General features: G+C 38.5%; 4 protein-coding genes and 1 pseudogene. All 5 read right to left on the bottom strand.

Annotated features, from left to right (window positions below; genetic code table 11):
- Positions 1 to 423: 423 nt before the first annotated feature.
- Positions 424 to 561 (bottom strand): IS3 family transposase, encoded by a 138-nt coding sequence (locus tag CHH67_RS26965; protein WP_425320458.1) that lies wholly within the window; start codon positions 559 to 561, stop codon positions 424 to 426.
- Positions 561 to 632 (bottom strand): annotated as a pseudogene (locus tag CHH67_RS27265) (hypothetical protein); the annotation flags it as partial. The pseudogene CHH67_RS27265 and the gene CHH67_RS26965, both read right to left, overlap by 1 nt.
- Positions 633 to 748: 116 nt before the next feature.
- A complete protein-coding gene (locus tag CHH67_RS25550; RefSeq protein ID WP_095268186.1) occupies positions 749 to 1,090 on the bottom strand; it encodes a hypothetical protein in 342 nt (113 codons plus the stop codon).
- Positions 1,091 to 1,879: 789 nt separating this feature from the next.
- Entirely contained in the window at positions 1,880 to 2,365 is a 486-nt protein-coding gene (locus CHH67_RS25555) for a hypothetical protein (RefSeq protein ID WP_095268187.1), read from the bottom strand.
- Positions 2,366 to 2,640: 275 nt separating this feature from the next.
- Entirely contained in the window at positions 2,641 to 3,021 is a 381-nt protein-coding gene (locus CHH67_RS25560) for a hypothetical protein (RefSeq protein ID WP_095268188.1), read from the bottom strand.
- Positions 3,022 to 3,424: the final 403 nt, after the last annotated feature.

Genomic DNA, 3,424 nt, shown 5'->3' on the forward strand with positions numbered 1-3,424 from the left:
AACCAATAGTATCATAGTATAAATTAGGTTTAAACCCTTTTTATATAAATTTAATATAAATATCCCTTTTGCATTTAGGTTTAGATTCTTGTATAACACACTAAATATCGAAACATGTAGCTGACATCAATAATCTATAAAACCTGCCATAGGTGCGTATATCAGTGGAGGAGCAAAGCGTTCGCCTTGAAAATCAGAAAGCGAAAGCTTCCTCCGCTTATTCCATTCCCAGCTTTCCGATTTTAATAGCGGAACCGAGTTACGCACCGCCTTTCGGCAAAAAAATTAGTGTGCAGCCATCAGTCCCTCTCCCCATAAAAGCGCAAAAAAGCCCAGCCCCCGCAACTGGTCAAGTCCCCATTTAGTGGACATTGAAAAAAACACCTAGGCTGTAAACTGGCGTCGGTACTCCACCGGCGTCAGTTATTTTAGTTTTCTTTGTGCTCGACTTTCATTATAAAAGTGAATGAAATCCTCAATTCGCCTTTGTGCTTCATCGATACTTCGTATATCATACGGATAGAGGGCTTCCACTTTCAGATGAGAAAAAAAGCTTTCCATTATGAGGCGTTGTCGTAACAATTGCCTCGTCGCGACATGCTGATTTGGGCGCCAACCTTGGGCAGCATGTCATGGTAAGCATGGGACGTGTACTGGCTTCCTTGATCGCTGTGAACGGATCAGTCCAGTCACGTCTTTATGCGTTTCAAATGCCTGTCTAAATGTCTCTAATACAAGCGGGTTATCGTTACGCCTGCTGATAATGGTTTGCGATAAAGCACTTCAAGTATTCTTTGGGTTTGTTCAGGCTTAGACTTGCCCCGATTGCCACACTAACCTTTTCTTCAAATTCCACTAAGACGTTGCTTCCCAGATCTTGAATATCACAAATGAATGTGTAATCATCTTCTCTTTCCATTATTGTAGCTACCGCATTAATATGAGAGGATTCGCTTATAGGCTGTAGCAACTCTTCAGTAAGCCTTGGTTGTTCAGTAATAATTGAATAATCATTTACCCAATCAATCCCAACCTTTAAGGTTATACTTTTGTTTACATGAAGGAGCTGAGACTGAGCCCCCTTTTCCAAGTACTCGTCGTGTTGGATTAAGTGACACCAAAGTTTTTTTGTCCACTAGTTAAGCTTAGATAAATAAGTCGTTCATAACCATCTGGGGTTATTTTTTCAATGATGCCTTCAAGTTTCATAGCCTACTCCTTTCAAGCATTTCAGCACTGGAGAGCCCCATCGACAAAGAAACCTTGAATGGCATAGAGCCAATCAAGGTTTCTAAAGAACTAGTATTTTACAAATCTAACCTTAATTTCTCCGTCATCAGAATTATACCATTTAGCGAAAACGTAGTTATCCTTGAATGTAGAATACTGAGTTCCTTGATTGATAGCTTCAGTCAGTAGATCTTCTTTTGAAAAGCTCTATTAGCCAACCGCTAAAATCTTCAATAATACCACCCTGTTACTGGGTCGGTAAAGTCATTCCCCTCACCAGTATCCATAATAAAGACCTTATTTTGTTCGTTAGCTACGCTTTTAACAAATTTCAAGTAACCATCCACTTATTTTAACCTCACCTGTTTACCGCATCCCATCACACCTCCTGACCGTTTACTGGGCGGTGTGCATTGGGCGGCAGGCGGCATCCCCCACCATCACAACGGAGTAATCCTATCCTTAATAGCTTGATCGCATGATTTTATTGATTTTCTAAGGAATGCACTTAAACTGCCCCAGACTAAAACAGGGGGACCGTCTCCTGTTGACAATCCACGATAAGAAAAACGATGCCAATAATACCGAATGCTATGATCTTCCAAGGGTTCTTCAAAGTCATTCGCCACCTTATTGGATATGAGTTATTTCACACTATTTTTTTACAGCACCACTCAGGGTTATATGGCATTTGGTTTAGTTTTAATATATCACTAGCAGAATAATACCAATCGGCATCATCAAACCATAAATAATCCTTACTATTTTCCTTAAAGTACTCTATTACAAACCTAAAAATAAATTCATACTCATGATTAATATTTTCAATATCTGCTGCCCAGAAATAATTTTTGTCTTCAGTCAGCCAGGTGAAACTATCGTACAAAACTTCTCTAGCTCTGTTTATATCAAACGTAACGTATCGAATATTCTCTTCATCTTCGATATGTTTAAACGTAATTTCGTCTACTTCTGATAATGTACCTTCAGCCGAATAAAAATGACCATCTTTGTCTAATTTAGTTGTTATATAAAAGCAATACATATCAGCTCTTTCAGCTGTTTTTATAAAATGACTAATCGTCAGCTCAGGAGAGTAATCCTCAATATTTTTTAAAATGATAATTGAACTCACCTTATCAAAACCTCTCTTAGCTCTCCTTCTCGCCCGCTAAACGGACGGTGTGCGGCGTGAATCGGCCTCAGTCATTATACATGGGTTATAAGTTATTGATTGAATGATGAATTCATTCGGCACTGGGTAGCCTAGATTGAATCTCATTTTGGCAAATCATTAGCCACACAACTAATCTGGAGCTATTACTCTTGGATTTTTATAACACCAATCACTCATGTACGGCATGTTAGTAAGATTCTCTAAGTCCTCTAGAGTATAAAACCATTCTTCCTCTACCCATATTTTTGCTGTCGTATGGACCTTAGTATGGCATGGGAAATTCGTAATAATAGACCTTCATTATCATTAAAATCGTCAGATACTACCGCTTTAAAATATTCATTTTTGGTATCATCCCATTCAAAACTAACGAATTGATATTCATACGGTTCATCATACACGCTAAAACAAAGAGTTCTTGAATAATTCTCCCTAAATGGCAAGTCACTAATATATACTCGTGTGTATTTTAGTGTCCCTTCACTATCGTAAGTTTCTTCATCACTATCAAAGAAAAGATTCTCCTCTATACATATCTTTTTAAGATCCCTCAATAAATCATTTGCCGGAGCACTATCTCCACGTTTAAATAACAATAAGGATGAGATCCCCATTACTTCAATACTCCTCCTAACTCTTCGAGAGAATTTACACCCCCGTGTCCTTTAGTGAGTTCCCAAACCGGGTGGCACCGATCTCTTTACACCCTCTCAAAACTCTCCGGTTCCTGCTGCACCACATTCCAGGTAATGCCATACCAACTTTGGCGTACAAACGAATCGGCGGAATCTTTATACTGATATTACATGGATTATATATGTCAGTGGAATGATAGATACTAGCTCAAGATCTGTCCTACAACTTTCTCTAAATCAACTTCCTCCTTACCAATCTCCACAAGGCAACTATCATCATCCGTTGCAGGTTCAAAGCCGATCCTGATTTTTGTAATATCGTATTTATCTTTCAAACTTATAAGGGTTTGTACTATTTTCATTGCTTTTAACTTGATATCAT

Origin of the sequence: Paenibacillus campinasensis (genome assembly GCF_002272015.1) — a bacterium.
Lineage (GTDB): Bacteria > Bacillota > Bacilli > Paenibacillales > Paenibacillaceae > Paenibacillus_AQ > Paenibacillus_AQ campinasensis.

Coding starts and splice junctions, on each gene's coding strand:
- CHH67_RS26965 (WP_425320458.1), bottom strand. CDS start 561: ATGGAAAGCTTTTTTTCTCATCTGAAAGTGGAAGCCCTCTATCCGTAT.
- CHH67_RS25560 (WP_095268188.1), bottom strand. CDS start 3,021: ATGGGGATCTCATCCTTATTGTTATTTAAACGTGGAGATAGTGCTCCG.